General features: G+C 71.9%; 8 protein-coding genes. 3 read left to right on the forward strand and 5 right to left on the reverse strand.

Annotated elements, in window-relative coordinates; genetic code table 11:
- Positions 1–10: 10 nt before the first annotated feature.
- The 5 genes from ACWGIH_RS39195 to ACWGIH_RS39215 form a co-directional block, all read right to left on the reverse strand.
- The gene (locus ACWGIH_RS39195) at positions 11–607 is read right to left on the reverse strand and encodes a GTP-binding protein (RefSeq protein ID WP_453448289.1); all 597 of its coding nucleotides are present in this window, start codon (positions 605–607) and stop codon (positions 11–13) included.
- Positions 588–1,031, reverse strand: coding sequence for a DUF742 domain-containing protein (locus ACWGIH_RS39200; protein WP_453448288.1), 444 nt, complete (start codon positions 1,029–1,031; stop codon positions 588–590). Before ACWGIH_RS39200 ends, ACWGIH_RS39195 begins: the two co-directional genes overlap by 20 nt.
- Complete coding sequence (locus ACWGIH_RS39205; RefSeq protein WP_453448287.1) at positions 1,028–1,492, reverse strand: roadblock/LC7 domain-containing protein; 465 nt, start codon at positions 1,490–1,492, stop codon at positions 1,028–1,030. The genes ACWGIH_RS39200 and ACWGIH_RS39205 overlap by 4 nt, the downstream gene beginning before the upstream one ends.
- Positions 1,489–3,498: a nitrate- and nitrite sensing domain-containing protein gene (locus ACWGIH_RS39210; protein WP_453448286.1), complete on the reverse strand. Its 2,010-nt coding sequence runs from the start codon at positions 3,496–3,498 to the stop codon at positions 1,489–1,491. Before ACWGIH_RS39210 ends, ACWGIH_RS39205 begins: the two co-directional genes overlap by 4 nt.
- Positions 3,499–4,032: 534 nt before the next feature.
- On the reverse strand, positions 4,033–4,815 hold the full coding sequence (locus tag ACWGIH_RS39215) for an MHYT domain-containing protein (protein WP_453448285.1): 783 nt from the start codon (positions 4,813–4,815) through the stop codon (positions 4,033–4,035).
- Between the two features lie 544 nt (positions 4,816–5,359).
- Between ACWGIH_RS39215 and ACWGIH_RS39220 the strand changes: the two genes are divergently transcribed.
- From ACWGIH_RS39220 to ACWGIH_RS39230, 3 genes are all read left to right on the forward strand, one after another.
- Entirely contained in the window at positions 5,360–5,668 is a 309-nt protein-coding gene (locus ACWGIH_RS39220; protein WP_453448284.1) for a hypothetical protein, read from the forward strand.
- Between the two features lie 477 nt (positions 5,669–6,145).
- The gene (locus ACWGIH_RS39225; protein ID WP_453448283.1) at positions 6,146–12,652 is read left to right on the forward strand and encodes an SDR family NAD(P)-dependent oxidoreductase; all 6,507 of its coding nucleotides are present in this window, start codon (positions 6,146–6,148) and stop codon (positions 12,650–12,652) included.
- 47 nt (positions 12,653–12,699) lie between these two features.
- The gene (locus tag ACWGIH_RS39230) at positions 12,700–13,926 is read left to right on the forward strand and encodes a geranylgeranyl reductase family protein (RefSeq protein WP_453448282.1); all 1,227 of its coding nucleotides are present in this window, start codon (positions 12,700–12,702) and stop codon (positions 13,924–13,926) included.
- Positions 13,927–13,981 lie beyond the last annotated feature (55 nt).

A 13,981-nucleotide genomic window follows, 5' to 3' on the forward strand; every position in this document is an offset into this window, starting at 1 on the left:
GGTTCCGGAGTCAGCGGGTGACCAACTCCCGGCTCAGGACGTGCTCGACCAGGGAGATCAGGACTTCCTTGCCGGACTCCCTCTCGCGTACGTCGCAGAGCAGCACGGGTGTGTCCGGGTTCAGGTCGAGCGCGCGGGCCACCGCCTCGGGGGAGTGGCTGCGGATCCCGTCGTAACAGTTCACCGCGACGATGAACGGGATGCCGCGGCTCTCGAAGTAGTCCACGGCGGGAAAGCAGTCCGCGAGCCGGCGCGTGTCGGCGAGGACGACCGCACCGAGACAGCCCGTGGCCAACTCGTCCCACACGAACCAGAAACGGTCCTGGCCGGGCGTGCCGAACAGGTACAGGGCGAGGTCGTCGCGCAGGGTGATGCGGCCGAAGTCCATGGCGACCGTGGTCGTGGACTTGGTCGCCACCCCCTGGAGACTGTCCACCGGGCGCGAGGCCTCGGTCAGGGGTTCCTCGGTGCGCAGCGGGCGGATCTCACTGACCGACTCCACCAGGGTGGTCTTGCCGACGCCGAAGCCGCCGGCGATCAGGAGCTTGAGCGCGGTGAAGTCGGCGGGCGCCGATTGCCGCGTGCGGTCAGAGTGCGCGGAGACCATTGATCACTTCTCGCAGGAGGTGGGCGGGAGGATGTTCTGTCCCGGAGGTGGCGGTGGCGGTGGACTCGGGCGGGGTGATGTGGATCAGGCCCTGCGCCGTGAGGTCGCCGAGCAGGACCCGCACGACACCCAGGGGCAGCCCCGAGTCCGAGGCGAGGTCCGCGACGGGAGTCGGGCCGTGGGCGCTCAGGGCCAACAGCGCGCGCTGCTCGGGCGGGAGCGGACCGCGCGGGGTGCCGGCGGTGGGCCGGACGATCGCCATCAGGTCGACGCGCTCGGCGCCGTTGTCCGTGCGGGCGCGCCCGGCGGTCATGGCGTAGAGGCGCACCAGGGGTCCGGCCTCGGCGTCGTAGCGGTCGGTCCAGGCCTCGGCGGAGCGCTCGCCCGATCCGCCCGGGCGGCGGTTGGGGGGCCGGTCCGTCATGAGGCCTCGCCGTCCGGCGTCGGGGTGTCGTCCGACCGCAGGGGCACGGCGAGGTGTTCGCGCACCCGGTCGACCAGCAGGGCCATCTCGTAGGCGACCAGGCCGATGTCGGCGTGGCCGTCGGTGAACACGGCGATGCAGGAGCCGTCTCCGGCGGCGACCACGAAGAGGAAGCCGCCCTGCAGCTCGACCATGGTCTGGACGACGCCGCCCGCCTCGAAGTGCCGGCCCGCCCCCTTGGCGAGGGAGTGGAAGCCGGAGGCGATGGCGGCGAAGCGCTCGGACTCGTCGCGGCCCATCGCCTGCGAGGCCCCGACGCACAAGCCGTCGGTGGAGAGCATCACCGCGTGCCGCACCTCGGCGACGCGGTCGACGAGGTCGTCCAGAAGCCAGTCGATGCCGCCCGTGCCGTAATCGTCGTGCTGCTGGCCCACGGTGGTGACGGAGTAGGTCGGCGTCATCGGTCTTGGGACCCTTCGTCGTTCGTGTGGTGGTGGGACTCGTGGCCGGGGGCGGCGGGGCCGGTCGGGTCGTCGCGGGTGGCCGAGGCGCGGCGCCGGCCGGAGCGCAGCGACGCCATCGTGGCGCGGGCGGCTTCCGGTGAGCGCAGGCGCGGGCCTGGGGCGGGGTCCTGGCTCGCGTCCTGGTCCTGTCGCAGTTCGGGCGCGAGGCTGGCCTGGCGTACCCGGCGTGGCAGTTGGTCCTCATCGTCCGGCGCCTGGGTGCGCCGGGTGGTGAGGGCGGGTGGGGTTTCGGGCTGCTGGGGTGCGGCATGCCGGGCGCGGGCGGGCAGTTGGCGGGGTGCCGGGGCGCCGTGCGACGGTGCGGAATTCGGTGTGGGTGCGGCGGACGGCGGTTGGTTGCGTTCGCGCTGGGCGGGGATGCGGGTCAGGGCGGGTACGGGGCCGGGTTCCTCCGCCCGCGGTGGCTGGGGAAGGGGACGCAGGCCCGGGTGCGGGGCCTCCAGGAGGTGCTGTGGGAGGAAGATGAGGGCGGTGATGCCGCCGTAGACCGAGCGGCGCAGCGTCACCTCGATGTGCTGGCGTTGGGCGAGACGGTTGACCACGAACAGGCCCAGCTGGCGCGAGTCGAGCAGGTCGACGTCCGCGGCCTGGATCTTCTCGTTGGCGGCGGCGAGTGCCTCGTCGCCCATGCCGAGGCCGCGGTCCTCGATCTCCAGGACGCAGCCCGCACCCACCTCCTCGGCGCGCACCAGCACGGGGGTGTGCGGCGGCGAGTACGCGGCGGCGTTCTCGGTGAGCTCGGCGACGAGGTGGACGAGGTCGGCGACCGCCGTGCCCGCCAGACGCAGGTCGGGGATGTCGTCGAGGTGGACCCGCTCGATGTCCTCGGTCTCCGCGATGCCCGCGCGCACGGCGTCGATCAACGGGACCGGGGTGCGCCAGGCACGGCCGGGCGCGGAGCCGGAGAGGATCAGCAGGGACTCGGCGTGGCGGCGCATCCGCGTCGTCAGGTGGTCCAGGCGGAAGAGGTCCTCCAGGTCCGTGGGGTCGTCGGTGCGGCGCTCCATGGTGTCCAGGAGTTCCAGCTGCCGGTGCAGCAGCAGTTGGCTGCGCCGGGCGAGGCTGACGTACACGCCGGAGATTCCCGTCAGCACGGCGGCGCGGCCCGCGACGGCGCGCAGGGCGGCGCGCTGCACCGTGGTCAGTGCCGCGCCGACCTGGCCGACTTCGTCCCGGACCGGGTCGCGGGAGAGCGGTGCTTCCTTCTCCAGGTCGAGGGTGTCGCCGCCGTGGATGCGGCGGATGGCGGCCGGGAGCCGGTGGGCGGCGAGTTCCAGCGCGGAGTTGCGCAGGCCGGTCAGGTCGGCGACCAGGCCGCGTCCGATGCGTACGGAGAGCACGAGCGCGAGGAGCACACCGAACAGGCCAAGGAGCACGGCGAGGCCCGAACTGCCCAGGTTCGACAGGGAGTACGGCTCGGCGTCGACGCCCGTGTCGATCGCGCCCTGCTCGGCGGTGGCGAGCCCGGCCAGGGTAGGACCGGCGATCGCGCGCCAGTGCGCTTCGGTCACCGCGGTGGCCGCGGCGGAAGGGCCGGCGGCGGCGATGTCGTCCTGGGCGGCGGCCAGCTCGGAGGCGGCGGGGGAGTCGAGCACTTCGCGATAGGCGGTGGCGTCCTCGGCCCGCAGGTCGGACAGCGCCGCGTCCGCGAAGGCACGCTGCTCGGCGACGTCGCCGACGAACGCACGGTAGTGGGCCGCGGACATGGTCCCGCTCGCCCGCGCTGCGCCGAGCACGGCGTCCTGGCGGCTCAACGCCTCGCGTGAACGGGCCAGTTCGAGCACCGTGCGGGTGGTGGAGGCGCGGTCGGGCTGGTCAGCGCCCGCGAGCTTGGAGCGGACGGCGAAGGCCCGGTCGACGGCCGTGCCGTAGTCGGAAAGGACGGCGGAGGCGCCGCGGGTGCTCTGTCGCCGCTCGTCGAGTGAGTCGGCACTCGTGAGCAAGGAGCGCACTCGGCCGGCAACGCGGTGTCGAGGGCGGCGAGGTCGGTGCTGCTGGAGTGGACGCCCGCGCGCAGCGCCGTGATGGTCTTGTCCGTGCGGGTCTGCGCTGCGTCGAACGCGTCGCGGGCGGCGTTGCCGGGCGTGGCCTGGTACTTGAGGGCCGCGGCCCGCTCGTCCTGCACCGCGGAGGTGTAGTGGGCGACCGGCCGCACCAGGGTCGCGTTGACCTGGCGCAGCTGCTCGGCGGCCGAGACCTGGGACGCGGTGGTGACGGCCGCGTGTCCCCACAGCGCCATCAGCGAGAGGACCGGCACGGTCAGCAGGGTGACGACCTTGGCGCGGATCGATTTGGGGCGCCAGCGTTCGGGCACCAGAGGGCGTGCGGGCATGACGAAGGGGCTCCTTGGCGGTGCAGGAGTGTGGGGGCGCGCGCGGTGCGTCGGCCCGGGGAGTGCGCGGCGCCGTCGGGCGTGAGGTGACGGCGTGCCGCGGTGGGGGAAGAGGCGGGCGCGGGCCGAGGCGGCCCGGCTGCGGTCAGGCGACGGGGAGTTCGACCTCGTGCAGCGGGCGGGCCGCGGCCTCGCTCTGGGCGCGCTCACGCGCCGTGGGGGACAGCGCGACGAACGCGCAGGTCAAGAAGAGGAAGGAGCCGAGCACCACGGCGAGCGGCAGGATGAAGGCGGTGGCGCTCGCTCCCTGCAGGGGCGTGGTGCCGGCGTGTACGTCCACGGTGACGGCGGCCATGCCGGTGTAGTGCATGCTGCTCACCGCCAGGCCCATCACGAGCGAGGCGACGGCTGCGACGGCAGGCCCCCGCACGGACAGCGCGGCCCACAGCGCGGCGGAGGCGGCGGCGATCGCGATGAGCACGGAGGCCGCGACGAGCGCGGGGTCGTACGAGAGGGAGCCGTTGAGTTGAGCGGCCGCCATGCCGATGTAGTGCATCGCGGCGACGCCAAGTCCCGTACCGATGCCGCCCAGTGCGATGGAACGCGGCCGGGACTTCCCATAGCCGGCGGTGAAGACGCCCGCGCCGACGACGGCGATGGCGACCAGCAGGCTGAGCAGCGTCAGCGGGATGTCGTAGCGGATCGCGGTGCCTTCGACGGTGTAGCCGAGCATCGCGATGAAGTGCATGGTCCAGATGCCGGCACCGATCGCGACGGAGGCACTGATCAGCCAGTTCCGTTTGGACCGCCCCCCGGCTGCCAGAGCGCGCACGGTGCAGCGCAGACCCAGCGCGGCACCGACGACGGCCATGGCGTACGACAGGACCGGAGTGGCCCAGCCTCCTGCCATGTGGTGCATGTGACCCACGGGATTCCTCTCACTTTGCTGTGTCGGCCCCCCGGCGATCCGGGACGCTAGCACGCAGTGGATCTCTGGACCGGAGGCGCGAAATCCGCTCGATGTGACGGTTACCGAGCGGTAAAGCCCGAGTTCACGGGCCGCATGCCCATGGATCCCTCACCGCCCGCACACAGAGGTGCGACTCTTGTCACGCCGCGTATCGAACCGCTCGTGACACCGGGGGCGAGGCTCCCAGTTCCGGACATGCGGGACATGGTGGTGCAGGTTCCGCTCCTCTGAAGGTGTGGGCCGGGACTGTGTGGCGCTGGGTTAGTCACCCGGGGGAAGGGAAATAGGTGGGGCACACGAGCGCCGCCCAAGCGAGGAGCCCCACTGACGAATTCAAGCCGCCTGCGTGAAGGTCAGGGCGATTACGGCCCGGGCCGGAGCGTGTTGCCGATGCGGCGCCCGGAGTCGCGTGGCACGGTAACCAGCCCGGCCACGGAGGCCAGGTGCCTGTCATCAGCCTCACCCGGCCCTTACGGGCCGCCCAACAACTTACGGAGCCGCCATGTCCACCTTCGTGATCACTGTCCCCGGCACCTTCCTCACCGACATCGATGAGGCGGCCCGCACGGCGCTGAAGCGAGGGCTGGCTTCTCGTCACACAGAGGTGAGTGAGGAGGAGGGCCTCGATCTGCTCACGCTGAATGAGGGCGGTCGGTTCTCGGTCCGTCTCGAAGTGAAGGCCGCGGACCGCTACGAGGCGGAGCTGGAGGCTTCGAGGCTTGTCACCACGGCTTTGGAGGAAGCGGGCATCAACGTCGCGGATGCTCCGCTCGGTCCGCCGGCTGTCACCGGCATCGACAGCGATCTCTGACGCGGCTTCCGCCGCAGAGACGGCAGTCAAGACCAACCGAATCAACCGAACCGACGAGGAGGGGCCCAAGGCAGAGGCCCCTCCTCGCGCGTGGGAGCTGCCGCCCCTCTAAGAGAGCCGCCCCTCCAAGAGAGCGGAAGCAGGCTCGCGGCCCGCTTGCACCGACCCGGAGTTGTCGAGTTTCCGGCACGAACTGCCCCCGGCCGTCGGCCTTTCACGGGTGATGACCCCATCGCGTGACAAGCCCCGGACGCCCTGACGCAATGATCCTTTAAGAAGCCGCCCAAGCGGCTGAATCTGCTGCTCAGAGGCGTTGACACGCCCCAATGCACTGTCGCCACAGGCCCGTACGCCCTACCTATGAGGGTGCGGGCCGCCGACTTGGGCTGTCACGAAGCATCGACCTGTCTTCGTGGTGGACAGCGTGCCAGTGGTCGACCGCTTCCCCAGTTTTTGGCGATGAAGGACGGATTTCCCATGCATGCACAACCCGGCCTCCAGTCGACCGCAACGGGCCAGGACGAGCCGATTGCGATCGTCGGAGCTGCTTGCCGGTTCCCGGGTGAGGCTCGTTCTCTTTCCTCGCTGTGGCGGTTGCTGATGGCGCGCCGGGAAACGGCGCGCGAGGTGCCCGCCGAGCGCTGGGAGCAGGCGGAGTTGGCGGGCCTGCCCGCCGAGGTGGCGGCCCGGCTGCGGTACGGCTGCTTCCTGGACGATGACGTCTACGCCTACGAGCCCGAGTTCTTCGGGATCAACGCGCAGGAAGCGCCCTGGGTGGACCCGGAGCACCGGTTGCTGTCCGAGGTCGCGTGGGAAGCCATCGAGCACAGCGGAATCCCGGCCCAGCGGCTGTCGGGCACCCCGACGGGCATGTTCTTCGGCATCTACCAGAAGGACTACATGCTGCGTGTGCAGCGGCCGTTGGAAGAGGTCAACGCCTACGCCATGTACACCGGATTCGACAGCATCGGCCCCGGCCGGGTCGGGTTCATGCTGGACCTCAAAGGCCCGCAGGTCGTCATGGAGAGTGCCTGCGCCTCTGGCTTGGTCGCCGTACACACCGCATGCCAGAGCCTGCGGGCCGGCGAATCGGACGTCGCCCTGGCCGGCGCCGCGATGTTGACCCTGGGCCCGGAGGGCGTCATCGCCCCGGCCCTGTGGGGTGTGTTCTCGCCCACCGGCCGCTGCCACGCCTTCGGCGCGGGCGCCGACGGCTATGTCCGCGGAGAGGGCTGCGGTGTGGTCGTACTCAAGCGCCTGTCGGACGCGGTACGGGCGGGGGACCGGGTACTGGCGGTGGTGCGTGGCACCGCGGTCAACCAGAACGGCCGGGGCACCCGGCTCAGCGCGCCCTCCGAACCCGCTCAGATCGATCTCTACCGCCTGGCCTTGGAGCGCGCGGGCGTCGATGCCGGTGATGTCGGGATGGTGGAGGCGCACGGGCCGGGCACGGCGGTGGGCGATCCCATCGAGTTCTCCGCGGTGGCCGCGGTCTACGGCAAGGGCCGCGACAAGTGCGCCCTGGGATCGGTGAAGACGAACATCGGTCACACCGAGCCGGTCTCGGGGGTGGCGGGCCTGCTGAAGGCCATCGCTTCCCTGCGGCACGGCATGGTCCCGGCCAGCCTGCACTTCAACGGCTGGAACCCGCAGATCGACCCCAGCGGCACTCGGCTCTTCGTGCCCACCGACACGACGGATTGGCCGGTACGGGAAGGCACCCGGCTGGCTGCGGTCTCCTCCTTCGGTATCAGCGGAACCAACGCCCATGTCGTACTGGAGCAGCCTCCTGCCGCTTCCGGGCCTCGGCGTACGTCCCGCCCCACGGCGCCCGGCGCCTCCGGATCGGCTCACGACGACAATGCGCCGCTCCTGTTTCCGCTGTCCGCCGGCACGCCCGTGGCCCTGCGGTCCGTGGCCGGTCGTCTGGCGAAGTGGCTGAGCGGCGAGGGGGCACAGGTCGCGCTCGGCGACGTGGCCCACACGCTGGCCACGCGTCGCTCGCCCTCCCGTGAACGCGGCGCGGTGGTCGCCGCCGACCGGCCGGAGCTGGTGGCCCGGCTGACCGAGCTTGCCGCGGGAACAGCGCCCGCTACGGGAACGGCGACCGGCAGGGCGGTGCCGGACGCCGGGCGTGGCGTGGTGTGGGTCTTCTCGGGGCACGGCTCGCAGTGGGCCGGCATGTGCCAGCAACTCCTGGACCACGAACCGGAGTTCACCCGGGTCATCGACGAACTCGAACCGCTCGTGGCGGAGGAGTCCGGCTTCTCGCTGCGGGAGACGTTGGGCCGGCCCGAGGTGGTGACCGGGTTCGACCGGGTGCAGCCGGTGATCTTCGCCATCCAGTTGGGTCTGGCGGCGATGTGGCGCTCCCGCGGAGTCGAACCGGCAGCGGTGATCGGCCACTCCATGGGAGAGGTCGCCGCCGCCGTGGCCTCGGGCGCGCTGAGCGTGCGGAACGGCGTACGCGTCATCTGCCGTCGCTCCCGCCTGATCCTGCGCGCCGCCGGGCAAGGACTGATGGCCTCGGTCGCACTGAGCCGCACCGACGTCGAACGGCTGCTGGCGGAAGGGGAGGTGCGCGGGGTGAGTGTCGCGGTCGTCGCCTCTCCGGAGAACACGGTGATCGGCGGGGACGCCGACCGTATTCGCAGCCTCGCCGAGGAGTGGGACGCCCGCGGTGTGGGCATCCGGGTCGTCGAGGTGGACGTCGCCTCGCACACCTCCCACATGGACCCCATCCTGCCCGACCTCGCCGAAGCGCTCGCCGAGGTCACCGGCAGCACGCCGGGAGCCGCCTTCTACAGCACCGTCACCGACGACCCGCGCGAGCGCGCCGCGTTCGACGCCTCCTACTGGTCGGACAACCTCCGCGCAGTGGTGCGCTTCGCCGACGCGGTCCAGGCAGCCGCCGAGGACGGACACCGGCTGTTCGTGGAGATCGGCCCGCACCCCGTTCTGGCCAGCCCCGTGCAGGCCACTCTCAACGCCCACGGACACACCGACACCGCCGTCGTGCCCTCCCTGCTGCGCGACACCGACGACATGCTGGCCTTCCACACCAACGTGGCGGCACTGCACTGCGCGGGACACCCGCTGGACCTGGCCGACCGCTACGGCGACGGTGCGCTGGCCGACGTACCGCCGATCACCTGGGAACGCACCCGCTACATCGTCGACCCTTCCCCGCTGCGGCAGTCGGCCGGAGCCCACTGCGCCCCGGCCTCGCATCCGCTCACCGGGCCGCACACCGCGGACCCCGACGGTGAGGGACGCCACCTGTGGCAGACACGCATCACCCCCGGCACGCTGCCCTGGCTTGACGCGCACCGTGTCAATGACGTGGCCGTGGTACCCGGCGCCGCCCTGTGCGAGATGGCTCTCGCCGCCGCCACCGACCTGTACGCCGCCGGGCCACAGCGCCTGCGCGTCACCGGCATCGACTTGCAGCGGCTGCTGCTGCCGACGGCCGACGGCACCTCCATCACCGCCACCGCGGAAGAGGCCGGTCCGGACACGGCACACTGGCGGGTGGTCAGCACCGCTGCCGACGGAACCCGCGTCCAGCACGCCCGGGCAACTCTGCACCGCGCGCCCGAAGACACACCTGCCCCGCAAGGCTGCGACCCGCAGCAGTTGCTCGCGGAGTTCCCGCAGGCGTTGGACCCGGCGGACGTCTACCGGCAGATGCGCGAAGAGCGCGGAGTGCACCACGGCCCGCCGTTCCTCGGCCTGCAGGCCTTGTACGCGGACGGCACCCCGGTCGACCGTGCGGGCGCACGCCTCCTCGCCCGGATCGGGGTGCCCGACGAGGGCCGGGCGGGGGCCCAGGCTCTGCACTGGCACCCCGTGGCCCTGGACACGTGTCTGCAAGCCGTCGCGGGCGCCGTCCTGCGCTCCGGCGCCGTACCCGCCGGAGGGATCCTGCCCAGCGGCATCGAGACACTTCGCCTGTACGGCGGGACAGCGCCGCTCAGCGGATACTGCCAGGTCACGCTGCAACTGGTGGAAGAGGCACGGTACGTGGCGGACTTCCGGCTGTGGGCCGACGACGGGGCCGTGGTGGCGGACGCCACCGGTGTGGAGTTCCGGCACGTGCCTGCCGAGAGCGCCGAGGAACGCTTCGCCCACCGTCTGCTGCGCACGAGCTGGGAGGTGAGTGAGCGGGCCGCGGCGAGCGCGGCGCCCGGCACCTGGACGCTCCTTGCGGAAACCGGACGCGAGTCGTATGCGACCGCCCTCGGTGCGGCTCTGCGGCAGCAGGGCGCCGTCGTAGCCATCCAGACACTCGACGACGGCGACACGTCGCCGGCGGACACCGCCCAGCTGGTGCCCGGCGAATCCGCCGAACAGACAGCTCAGGCAGTGGTGTACCTGCCGGCCGCCGACACCGGACCCGACGACGCGTCCCCCGACCTTCTGGCGCGACGCCAGGTCGCCCGCCTCGTCGAACTGGCCCGCACTCTGGCGCAGCCCACGGCCACCGAGGCGCCGCGCCTGTGGACCGTCACCACCACCGCACAGCAGGTCATGCCACAGGATCTGCCGGAGCTGGGCCAGGCCGGTCTGCGCGGACTCACCAGGGTCCTGAGCTATGAGCACCCCGAACTGCGCCCCAGCGTCCTGGACATCGACACCGGCACCCCCGTCATGGAAGTGGCCGCGGAACTGCTGTCCTGCCCCGACGAGCAGGACGAGGTCGCCTACCGGCACGGCACCCGACACCTGGCGCGCCTGCGCACCGCCCCGCTGGACGAACACGAGCGCCGGCACACCACCGTCGACCGCGCACGCGATCGGGTGGCCCTGCACCTGACGCGCCCCGGCGACCTGGACTCCTTCGAGTTCGTCGCCCAGACCCGCCGCCGTCCCGGCCCGGGCGAGGTCGAGATCCGCATCGAGGCCACCAGCGTCAACTTCATCAACGTGCTCCAGGCGATGGGTGTCTACCAGCAATTCAGCGCCGGTGAGGAGGCGGTGGACGTCAGCGCGTTCGACGGTGCGGGCATCGTCACCGGCCTCGGGGAAGGGGTTCACGAGGTGCGGGTGGGCGACCGTGTGGCCGCCATGTTCGTGGACGGGGCCCAGGCGGGGGTCATGTCGTCCTTCGCGATCGTCCCCGCCGGATGCCTCCTGCCGGTGCCGGAGGAGATGAGCACACCGGATGCCGCCGCTCTGCCGTGCGCCTACCTGACCGCCTGGTACGCGCTGCGACACCTGGCACGGTTGCGGAAGGGGGAGAAGGTGCTCATCCACTCGGCGAGCGGCGGCACCGGTCTCGCCGCGCTGAATCTCGCCCGCGCCTGCGGAGCGGAGGCTTTCGTCACCGCGGGAAGCGAGGCCAAAAGGGCTTACCTGCGCGGCCTTGGCGTCGAGCACGTCATGGACTCCCGCACCCTGGACTTCGCCGACCAGGTGCGTGAGCTCACCGGGGGCCGAGGCGTCGACGTCGTGCTCAACTCCCTCACGGGCCCGGCGCAGTCCGCCGGTCTCGACCTGCTTGCGCACCGGGGCCGCTTCATCGAACTCGGCAAGCGCGACATCTACGCCAACACCCGCCTGGGTCTGCTGCCCTTCCGCCGCAACGTCACCTTCACCGGCGTCGACGTGCTGATGATGATGCAGCAGGACCCGCAGCTGCTCGCCGTGGGCTACCGCGAACTCGCCGGCATGCTCGCCGAAGGGACCCTGCCGCCGCTGCCCGTCACCGCATACCCCGTCGCGGAGGCGTCCTCGGCCTTCCACACCATGGCCGCCGCCCGGCACACCGGCAAACTCGTCCTCACCTGGCCTGCCACGGGCACCGACACCCTGCCCACGCGCCCCGAAGACGTCCCTGTCGTCAGGCCCGACGCCAGCTACCTCATCACCGGCGGACTCGGCGGACTGGGCCTGCTGGTCGCCCGGTGGCTGGCCGAACGTGGCGCCGCCGCCGTCGTGCTCACCTCCCGCAGCGCCCCCACCGCGGCCACCGATACCGCGCTCGCCGCCCTCACCGAGGAATTCGGCACCCGCTTCGAGGTCGTACGGGGAGACCTGGCCGAGCCGGGCGTCGCCGACACCCTCGTACGAACCGCCCAGGACTCCGGCCACCCCCTGCGCGGCATCCTCCACGCCGCGGCGGTCGTGGAGGACGCCACCGTCGCCAACCTCTCCGCGTCCCTGCTGGAGAAGGTCTGGCACCCCAAGGCGACGGGGGCATGGTGCCTCCACCAAGCCGTGGACGGAGAGGACTTGGACTGGTGGGTCAGCTTCTCCTCCGCCGCCTCTCTCCTGGGCAACCCCGGGCAGGGTGCCTACGCGGCTGCCAACGCCTGGCTGGACGAGTTCACTTCCTGGCGCCGCAAGCAGGGCCTGCCGGCCACCTGCGTCAACTGGGGGCCCTGGGCGCAGGTCGGGCGAGGCGCCGTCATGGAGGACCGCGGCTACGCCATGATCGAGCCCGCGGAGGGCATCGCAGCGCTGGAGCGCATCCTCGCCCACGACCGCGAACGCACCGCCTACACCCCCATCGACCTGGGCCGCTGGCTGGAGTCCTACCCGGCGACCGGACGTACCGCCTTCTTCGCGGAGATGGCCGAGCCGGTGGCGGGCGCGGACCCCACCGGCACGCGCAGCGCTCTCCTGCAAGCCCTGCGGGAGACGGACAATCCTCAGCAGCGTCAGCAGATGCTGCAACCCGAGGTCGTCGGCCACATCGCCGCGGTGCTGCGCCTGGGCGCCGACCGGCTGGACGCCAACACGTCCCTGGTGTCGCTCGGCCTGGACTCACTCATGGCCATCGCGCTGCGCAACCGCCTCCAGCGTGAACTGGCCCTGGACATCCCCACCACAGTGATGTGGACCCACCCGACAGCCTTCGCTCTCACTCGCTACCTGCTGGCCCGACTGCACCCCGAGCAGCACCAGAACGAGGACGAGACCCGCGGCGAGACGGGCCCACCGGTCACCGTATCGGCCTCCCCGTCCGACGTCGCGCGCTGACGTCACACACCCACCCCCCGCCGCGCTCCGACCGCTAGGTGACCCGCATGCCCCCTTCCCCTTCCATCCCTACTCCCACCCCCGCGCCCGGCAGTTGGGACGTGATCGTCGTCGGCGCGGGGCCTGCGGGCGCGACCGCCGCCCGCGTCGCCGCCGAGCACGGCTGTGAGACGCTGCTGCTGGAGCGCGCGACCATCCCGCGGTACAAGACCTGCGGCGGCGGCCTCATCGGCGCCTCCCTCGCGGCGCTGCCCCCCGGCCTCCCCCTGAACATCTATGACACCGCGGGCCAGTTCACCTTCTCCCTCAACGGCACCAAGGAGCGCACCCTCACCTGCGCCTCCCCGACCTGCGCCATGGTCTACCGCAGCGAACTGGACGCCGCTCTGACCGAGGCGGCCGCCGCGGCAGGCGCCAAGGTCCAGGACGGCACCGCGCTGACGACCCTGGAGCAACAGGACGACGCCACCGTGACGGTCAAGACCAACCGCGGCGACACTTTCCACGCCCGGGTGGTCGTGGGCGCAGACGGCAGCGCCAGCAGGGTCGCCCGGTACGTGGGGGTGGAGTGCGCCCAGGTCGACCTTGCCCTGGAGGTCGAGGTGCCGGTCGACCAGGGAACGGCGGAGCGGTGGCGAGGCCGCGCCCTGATGGAGTGGGGCCCCCTGCCGGGTTCGTTCGGATGGGTCTTCCCCAAGGGAGACGTCTGCACCGCGGGCGTGGTGGCCGCCCGCGGCAACCCCGCCGCCCTGCGCTCCTACAAGGAGGACTTCCTCACCCGGCACGGCCTGGTGGGCCCCCGCCCCCTGCACGACACCGGACACCTCACCCGCTGCCGCCGCCCCGACTCCCCGCTGGCCCGCGGGCGGGTACTGGTCGCCGGTGACGCCGCGGCCCTTGTCGACCACTGGTCGCGCGAGGGCATCTCCTACGCCCTGCGTTCAGGAAACCTCGCGGGCCAGGCGGCGACCCGCCTGGTTGCCGCGGCAGGGCAGGAGGCGGCCAGTGCCGCCGACGATTACGCACGACAGATCAATGACGTGCTGGGCGCCGAAATGAGGGCCAGCAGCACGCTGATGGGCCTCTTCACCCGCAGCCCCGGGCTTGTCCACACGGCGCTGACCTGGCTGCCCCCGGCGTGGCGGCGCCTGGACGCCTACGTCTCGGGCCGCACCAGCGTCGCCGGGATCATGACCACTCCCTTCGCCCGCACGGCCACCGCCCTGGCCACCCGGATTGCCCCTGAACCCGCGAAGGCTCTCGCGGAGAGATGACGGATCGAAATTGGGTGGGAGTGCGTCTGTGGCCTGTGTTCCGATACCGGAGTGA

Source organism: Streptomyces sp. NPDC054872, assembly GCF_053610705.1.

Excerpts from the sequence above, each read along its gene's own strand:
- ACWGIH_RS39205 (WP_453448287.1), bottom strand. The coding sequence starts at position 1,492 with ATGACGCCGACCTACTCCGTCACCACCGTGGGCCAGCAGCACGACGAT.
- ACWGIH_RS39220 (WP_453448284.1), top strand. The coding sequence starts at position 5,360 with ATGTCCACCTTCGTGATCACTGTCCCCGGCACCTTCCTCACCGACATC.
- ACWGIH_RS39200 (WP_453448288.1), bottom strand. The coding sequence starts at position 1,031 with ATGACGGACCGGCCCCCCAACCGCCGCCCGGGCGGATCGGGCGAGCGC.
- ACWGIH_RS39225 (WP_453448283.1), top strand. The coding sequence starts at position 6,146 with ATGCATGCACAACCCGGCCTCCAGTCGACCGCAACGGGCCAGGACGAG.
- ACWGIH_RS39195 (WP_453448289.1), bottom strand. The coding sequence starts at position 607 with ATGGTCTCCGCGCACTCTGACCGCACGCGGCAATCGGCGCCCGCCGAC.
- ACWGIH_RS39230 (WP_453448282.1), top strand. The coding sequence starts at position 12,700 with ATGCCCCCTTCCCCTTCCATCCCTACTCCCACCCCCGCGCCCGGCAGT.